Consider the following 6818-nt stretch of genomic DNA (forward strand, 5'->3'; position numbering starts at 1 on the left):
TCATGGCAAGAATGAAACAATGGCAACAAACAGGGCATCCTGCTCGCTTATGGCACCCCATTTCAAACGATCGTATTCAATGTGAACTTTGCCCACGAGCATGTAAAATTAATTTAGGTCGTACAGGTACTTGTAAGTTAAGACGTAATGAACATGGCAGTTTAGTCACACTCAACTACGGCAAATCGGTGCCTATGACACAAGAATCAATAGAAACCGAAGCGGTTTACCATTATGCACCTGGTGAACGTATTTTATCGTTAGGTAATATCGGTTGTATGTTACGTTGTGATTTTTGCCAAAACTGGAGTACAAGCCAAGCCCGTTATGTACAAGATAGTAACGTGGCTTACTACAGCCCTGAAGATGTGGTCAATTATGCGTTAAAACATAATATTCGTGTTTTGTCGTGGACGTATAATGATCCGATTGTTTGGCATGAATTTGTTATGGACACAGCAAAACTGGCTCGTGAACATGGTTTAAAAAATCTCTATAAAAGTGCTTTTTATATCAGTGAAAAAGGTATCGATGAATTACTAGGTGTAATGGATATCTTTAGTATTTCATTAAAATCAATGCAAGATAGCTTTTATCGGAAACATACAGGAGGGCGATTACAACCCGTTCTTGACGGTATTAAACAAGTTTATGATGCACGTAAATCCACAAATAGTCCGCACCTTGAAGTCTCTAACTTATGTGTAACGGGACGTAATGACTCACTGGAAGAAGCGAAGAAAGTCACAGATTGGATGCTTAAATATCTTGATGCCGATATTCCATTACACTATGTTCGTTTCCATCCTGATTACCAGTATCGTCATGTTGAACGTACATCAATTCCTTTTCTTGAACAAGCTCGTCAGCAAGCCTTAAATGAAGGTATGCGCTATGTTTATGTGGGGAATGTGTTTGATACAGATAGTGCAAATTCTTATTGTCCTGAATGTCATACCTTATTAGTTAAACGTAGCGGGTTAATTGCACAATCTCACTTAGATAATGGGCAATGTCCTCATTGTCATTTCCAACCATCCATTATTTTACCTTGGGCTGTATCTAATACTGATAAATTATCAGAGCGTATTCCAGATCATTTTATTTGTATTACACACGCTTTTCGCGGTCCGGTTCAGGCTTGTCATATTGAACAAAAAAATGACTCGCCAATCTATTATCAATTTATTACGCGACAGGGAGAGCCTGTTGGTCCAATCAGCACGAATAGCTGTCATCGTTTTATGCTATCCAAAAGTAGTCCTAAAGCAGAGGGTATCCGCCTTTATCATCATCAAAATGAACCTTGCCAACTCTTTGAGGTTTACGATCGTGCTCATTTTCCCGTTACCGAAGCCGAAAAAACACATCTTGGTAGCGAAAATGTGCCGATCACACTGATCCCATTAAAAGGACGCTAAAAATATGCCACTCAATAGAGGATGGTCCTTAATACGTGCTCAGCTTATTGCGGCTCAAATTCGTCAAGCGAAACTCGATGATAAAGTACCTAATCTTCCTATTATTTATTTACCCGGAATTTTAGGCACGAAACTCTTTGATAGACAAAAACAGGCATTTATTTGGGGTGATCATCGTAGTGTTTTTACAAAAAGTAATTATGAATATGAACATCCCCATTCTCAGTATTCACCTCGGGTATTAGCCACAGAGCAATTACACGCATTTTCGATTGTGCCTTATTTAGTAAGTACACTCGTTACTCAAGAGCTTAAAGATGTGCTCGAAACAGCATTAGGTTATCGAGAAGGGCAAGATCTGTTTTTCCTAGCCCATGATTGGCGAGCAGATCACCGGTTGCTGGTGGATACCATTGATAGAGAAGTTAATCGACTCAAAACGATTTTTGGCGAGAATCAACCTTTTATTTTTATTGCTCAATCTGCGTCTAATCTTGCAATACGTTATTGGTTACGTCATACCACACCAGAAAATAGGGCATTAGTGGCTAAGTGGTACGCTTTTGGTCCGCCTTGGCATGGTACATTCCAAGCATTATCCATGATGGAAACGGGATATTATGCAGGAAGTCGCTATCTTTATGGGTTCTCTCCTGATGATGTCTGTGGTTGTCCTTTTGTATACCAGCTTTTGCCCCCCAATCCGGTGGTAATAGATAGTTACGGCAGGGCGTTAAGCGATTTTGATATCTATGATGAGGCATGCTGGGAACACTATCGCTTAGGCCCTTATAAAACATCAATCAGTTCAGCTCAAAATCAACGGGTAAGAGAAGCGTTGGCACAAAATCTACAGTGTGCTAAACGCTTTACTGATGCGGTGTCAGGGATTAATACTGAAGAACAAGCCGTACCACAAGTGTGGTATTTGAGTGATAACAATATCACATTGAAAGCAGCTGTTTATGGTAGAGATCGCTGGTATCTACAAGCCAAAGAGATTAAACGTGAGTTTCCGCAATTAGTGGCTCAAACATTGACAGTCGGTGATGACCATCTTCCTCTAGAAGGATTATTACAACATTGGCGAGCTCCTATTGTACGTGATCGTTATCAACATCCTTGGGGAGAAAGTTTTGCCTTTATTAGCCAAGCATCAACGCATCGCGCGTTAATAAACCATACCCCTAATTTACGGAGTTTGGCATTTGATATTGCGACTGAGAGAAGAAAAATATACGAATAAATTAATCGTCGTTAATTGAATATGTCCTCATCATTTTATGAATACCTGTGGGTTTAAGGATTATTCTTACTCAATAGACCCACATATTCACTTATAAAATGCTACCATTAATTAACCTAACAATATGAAATGTAATCTAAAAATGACGATACCTCTTTTAATTGGTGGAATAAAAATGCAAAAAAAAATATTATTAACACTCTTACTAAGTACCTCTACATTTCTTATTTCAAGCTGTAGTTCAACTAATAGCGTATGGGATCAGTTTGCAAATATTCTTTCAGATGCGGCCCCATTTCTAAAAGAGTCTGAAGAATGGGAAGCCTATAGTATTAAAACCACTCAACAAGGTGTTGTGTATAGTGCAGCTACTTCAACAGATAAAAAATTTGTTAGTCAAAAAATGGATACCGAATATCCAGCAGCCATTGAACGGCTTTCCAGTCCTTTTGCGCTAACCAGTAAAACAAAAGAAGATCTAGCCAAAGAAAACCAAGGTTATCGTTTTAAATATAACGATATCATGACAGTAAAAGATAAAAAAACCTCAGCAACCTTAGGCTATTGTGTAAATTATGATTCTGATAGAGTGATAGATGGCAAGATAAGAGATGTGAGTGACGAGGATAAAATCAGAAATGCATTTATTTATGTTGCGAAAGACAAACCTATCTCAGTTTCTACCGTTAGCGCTGAATTTATTAAAGTAATGTGCGGTGAGAAATTTTACAATAAAAATAGAATATAATTATATTAAAAAATAACAATAAAATAAGCTGAATATAAATTATTTAGCTTATTTTTAATTTTAAAAAGTTAATGAATTATAAAGTGGTGCGTTGTCCGTCGAATTTTTCAAATATTAAAGAAAAATATGATTTTTATTCTTCTTTTAAAAGCATTATGACCTGCAAGTGTATTTTAGTATTATGCCTCATTTCAATAATTATCGAAGTGTTTTGCCTCTTTTATAAATATACTCATCATCACCAAATAAAGGAGAACACTAATGATTGCCGTGATATTCGAAGTAAAAATCAAACCTGGAAAGCAAGATCGTTATTTATCTTTAGCAACTGACTTAAAACCATTACTAACAGATATTGAGGGATTTATTTCAATAGAACGGTTTCAAAGTTTATCAACCAAAGGAAAATTATTATCACTTTCTTGGTGGGAAAGTGAAGAGGCTGTTTTGCAGTGGAAGCAACATAGTTTACATAAAAGTGCGCAACAAGAAGGTCGAAAATCTATTTTCGATTTTTACAAAATTAGTATTGTTTCTTTGACGCGTGAATATTCATTTGATGCAGAAAGTCTGTAATTAAATAGAGTTGAGATCTTGCTACAATAACGTTATTACGTTATTACATCATTAATGACCATGCTATCGAAGGACTTAAATTTCAAATGGCTAAATTAGCGATAAAATCGGAACATCAACACACCGTAGAGTCAGCAATCGCGGCTGTTGGTGCAGCGATATCTGATATTTCCAGAGTCAAAATACTGTGCGCATTAATGGATGGAAGGGCGTGGACAGCAACTGAGCTGGGTGTTGTCGCGGATATTTCTGCCTCTACAGCAAGTAGTCATTTATCAAAATTACTCACTAGTGGTCTTATCTCTGTAATATCTCAAGGTAAATATCGTTATTTCCGATTGGCAAATGATGAAATTGCAAAAGTTATTGAAAATTTAATGAATTTCTCAACTGATCATGTTTCACAAGCTAAAATTACAACACCCCAAAATTTAAGAAAAGCACGAACTTGTTATAATCACTTAGCAGGTGCAGTTGCTGTTGATATTTACCATTCACTTTGTCAGCAAAAATGGATAACAGAAGATGGTCGCGCTATTACAACGCAAGGTCTTGAGCAATTTAAAAATATGGGCATTGAATTTCAAGCAACGCATTCTCGTCATATTTGCTGCCCATGTTTAGATTGGAGTGAGCGTCGTTTTCATTTAGGTGGACAAATGGGTGCTGCTTTTCTTGATCACGCAGAAACACAAGGGTGGTTAACACGACACCAAGGATATCGGGAAGTCACTATCAGTGAGAAAGGATATAAAATATTTGCTCAGTATTTTAATGTGAACAGGTAAGGGGAAAAGTTTGTCGAGTAGACCTAATTATATTTTTCCCGTTCAATGTGTTATCGATAAAAATCTGATGAAAGTAAGATACGAAACAGACCATCATGTGGGTATTAATAAGGTTCATAAAGCCTGAGTCTATAGACTAAACTCAATTTAACATAATATACATTATGCGAACCTTAGTATCTAAATACGGGTAGGCACTGAAATCTCTGTTTTTGGCTGGTTGATTATGTTGCTTCTTTTTAAACTAAAGTTCATTCGCCAATGCGTTTTCTAAGTCTCGAATATAGGTTTTTTGTCTTTTCTTCAAATACCACTTCACAAACGGTTTTAATAATATCTTTTTAGATATCACGACTTCCGTAAAGTCGATTTCAGTGACGCCATTATCAGAATTAAAAACACCTATCCAATGACCTTTGATATTGTCATTTTCCATATCAAATTCCCAGCGTTGATATGGCACCTTTGCCGTTACCGTAAATGTGGTCGCAAAGCCATCTTTGGTATGCTCAATAAATTTATGATCGTTTATCACTTCAAGACAGCGTAAATCACTTCGCCATTGATAATTCTCTGTTGAGGTAATCACTTGCCACAATTTTTCAATATCACACTGAAAAGTCGCTTTTATATTGAGCGTTGCCATAAATCCCCTTTGAGCCACCTTTTAGACATTCAGAAGCAAAATGTTAATTAATTATATTCCCATCAGAGTTATTAACTCGCCTTTGACACCAAACAAAAATATCACCGTGTATTACTTCTATAATTACCCGCTTATTCATTGATACAGATGTGGTCACATGGTTAACAAATTAAATCTTAATTGGCCTGAATTTTTAGAAAAATACTGGCAAAAAAAACCTGTTGTACTGAAAAATGCATTTCCTAATTTTGTCGATCCAATCACGCCAGATGAACTGGCAGGTCTGGCAATGGAACCGGAAATCGACAGTCGCCTTGTCAGCCTCACTGGCAACAAATGGCAGGCAAGTCACGGTCCGTTTGAAGACTTCAGCGAATTAGGCGAAGAAGGATGGTCACTACTGGTACAGGCAGTTAACCATTGGCATATGCCAGCAGCTGAACTGGTAAAACCGTTTCGAGTGTTACCTGAATGGCGTCTTGACGATCTGATGATCTCCTATTCAGTACCGGGAGGTGGCGTCGGACCTCATATTGATAACTATGATGTTTTTATCATCCAAGGAATGGGACGCCGTCGTTGGCGCGTAGGTGATGCCCTACCAATGCGTCAATTCTGTCCGCATCCCGCATTACTGCATGTTGATCCGTTTGAACCAATTATTGAGGTGGAAATGGCGCCAGGAGATATTTTGTATATTCCACCTGGATTCCCTCACGATGGCTTCACCTTTGAAGATACCATGAATTATTCCGTCGGTTTTCGTGGACCCAATGGTCGTGATTTGTTAAGTAGCTTTGCAGACTATGCTCTAGAACAAGATCTGGGTGGGATAAATTATGGCGATCCAAACCTAACCGTACGCGACAATGCTGGAAGAATGGAAGATCATGAAGTTGAACGCCTGCGCGCCATGATGATTGAAATGATCAACAAGCCCGGTGATTTTGAACAGTGGTTAGGTCGCTTTGCAACTACACCGCGCCATGAGCTAGATATTGCACCGTCAGAACCCCCTTATCAATCTGAGGAAGTACTGAATGCACTGAATGATGGTGAAAAACTGATCCGACTAAGCGGACTGCGTGTCCTACGTATCGGAGAGCGTTTCTTTGTGAATACAGAAGTTTGGGCGACCAAAGAAACGAAAGGAGCAGATATATTGTGCCAGTTTACAGAAGTTGGTGTAGATGAACTCGGTGAAGCATTGAAGAACCCAGCCTTTGTTGCGGAATTAACCGAATTTATCAATCAAGGATATTGGTACTTCGAAGAATAAGCGATATTTGCTGGATATAATAAAACACCTGCCTTTGAACTGACCCCAATTTATTGGACAGTTTAAATTAGTTAGGTAAAGACTGAGTTCGGTATTGAACTGGACTCAGTCCTT

General features: G+C 38.0%; 7 protein-coding genes. 6 read left to right on the forward strand and 1 reads right to left on the reverse strand.

From position 1 onward, the window contains the following. The first annotated feature begins 2 nt into the window (after positions 1-2). From amrS to DK865_RS09925, 5 genes are all read left to right on the forward strand, one after another. The gene (amrS, locus tag DK865_RS09905) at positions 3-1421 is read left to right on the forward strand and encodes an AmmeMemoRadiSam system radical SAM enzyme (RefSeq protein ID WP_109391808.1); all 1419 of its coding nucleotides are present in this window, start codon (positions 3-5) and stop codon (positions 1419-1421) included. 4 nt (positions 1422-1425) lie between these two features. Further along, positions 1426-2667 carry a lipase/acyltransferase domain-containing protein gene (locus DK865_RS09910; protein ID WP_023582234.1) on the forward strand — a complete coding sequence of 414 codons (1242 nt, stop codon included), beginning with the start codon at positions 1426-1428 and terminating at the stop codon, positions 2665-2667. A gap of 142 nt (positions 2668-2809) precedes the next feature. Then, entirely contained in the window at positions 2810-3415 is a 606-nt protein-coding gene (locus tag DK865_RS09915; protein WP_228407758.1) for a hypothetical protein, read from the forward strand. A 261-nt stretch (positions 3416-3676) separates the two neighbouring features. Continuing rightward, complete coding sequence (locus tag DK865_RS09920) at positions 3677-3991, forward strand: antibiotic biosynthesis monooxygenase family protein (RefSeq protein ID WP_109391810.1); 315 nt, start codon at positions 3677-3679, stop codon at positions 3989-3991. An 86-nt stretch (positions 3992-4077) separates the two neighbouring features. Next, positions 4078-4779 carry an ArsR/SmtB family transcription factor gene (locus DK865_RS09925; protein ID WP_109391811.1) on the forward strand — a complete coding sequence of 234 codons (702 nt, stop codon included), beginning with the start codon at positions 4078-4080 and terminating at the stop codon, positions 4777-4779. A gap of 244 nt (positions 4780-5023) precedes the next feature. Here the strand turns inward: DK865_RS09925 and DK865_RS09930 are convergent, their stop codons facing one another. Further along, positions 5024-5425 carry a polyketide cyclase gene (locus DK865_RS09930; protein WP_109391812.1) on the reverse strand — a complete coding sequence of 134 codons (402 nt, stop codon included), beginning with the start codon at positions 5423-5425 and terminating at the stop codon, positions 5024-5026. A gap of 157 nt (positions 5426-5582) precedes the next feature. Here DK865_RS09930 and DK865_RS09935 point away from each other — a divergent pair, with 157 nt between their 5' ends. After that, a complete protein-coding gene (locus tag DK865_RS09935; protein WP_109391813.1) occupies positions 5583-6704 on the forward strand; it encodes a ribosomal protein uL16 3-hydroxylase in 1122 nt (373 codons plus the stop codon). The last annotated feature ends 114 nt before the right edge of the window (positions 6705-6818 follow it).

The organism is Proteus cibi (genome assembly GCF_003144405.1).
Taxonomy (GTDB): domain Bacteria; phylum Pseudomonadota; class Gammaproteobacteria; order Enterobacterales; family Enterobacteriaceae; genus Proteus; species Proteus cibi.

What these genes read in the sequence shown, in the direction of transcription:
- DK865_RS09920 (WP_109391810.1), top strand. Translation starts at nt 3,677, where the DNA reads ATGATTGCCGTGATATTCGAAGTAAAAATCAAACCTGGAAAGCAAGAT.
- amrS (WP_109391808.1), top strand. Translation starts at nt 3, where the DNA reads ATGGCAAGAATGAAACAATGGCAACAAACAGGGCATCCTGCTCGCTTA.
- DK865_RS09925 (WP_109391811.1), top strand. Translation starts at nt 4,078, where the DNA reads ATGGCTAAATTAGCGATAAAATCGGAACATCAACACACCGTAGAGTCA.
- DK865_RS09930 (WP_109391812.1), bottom strand. Translation starts at nt 5,425, where the DNA reads ATGGCAACGCTCAATATAAAAGCGACTTTTCAGTGTGATATTGAAAAA.
- DK865_RS09935 (WP_109391813.1), top strand. Translation starts at nt 5,583, where the DNA reads ATGGTTAACAAATTAAATCTTAATTGGCCTGAATTTTTAGAAAAATAC.
- DK865_RS09915 (WP_228407758.1), top strand. Translation starts at nt 2,810, where the DNA reads ATGACGATACCTCTTTTAATTGGTGGAATAAAAATGCAAAAAAAAATA.
- DK865_RS09910 (WP_023582234.1), top strand. Translation starts at nt 1,426, where the DNA reads ATGCCACTCAATAGAGGATGGTCCTTAATACGTGCTCAGCTTATTGCG.